Annotated in this window: 1 protein-coding gene; it reads left to right on the top strand. The window is 73.5% G+C overall.

Annotation, left to right across the window (positions count from 1 at the left end):
• A partial coding sequence (locus LZA78_RS17735) for a phosphatase PAP2 family protein (RefSeq protein ID WP_233678193.1) occupies positions 1 to 238 on the top strand: 238 nt, incomplete at its 5' end.
• Positions 239 to 279: the final 41 nt, after the last annotated feature.

The following is a 279-nucleotide window of genomic DNA, read 5'->3' as shown; positions in this document are numbered from 1 at the left end:
CGCCCGCCGCCGCTGGGTCGCTGCGCTCGCCTGGGCGCACGCGGTCGTCACGGGGGTCGTCGTCGTGGGTACCGGCAACCACTGGGTGCTCGACGTCGTGGCCGGCTGGGCGGTCGTCCTGATCGCCTGGCGGACGGTCGGCCCCGAACGGACCGCCGGGCCAACCCCGGGTGAACAGACGGTGCTCACACCGATCGAGCGTGATCTCGGGGCAGGTCGCTCGTTGACCCGGGCGTGACCAACCTCGATCGACGTACCGTCCTTGCCTCCGGGGCCGCC

The organism is Rhodobacter flavimaris (genome assembly GCF_021378075.1).
GTDB lineage: Bacteria > Pseudomonadota > Alphaproteobacteria > Rhodobacterales > Rhodobacteraceae > Rhodobacter > Rhodobacter flavimaris.
This window is presented reverse-complemented; position numbering and strand designations above follow the sequence as displayed.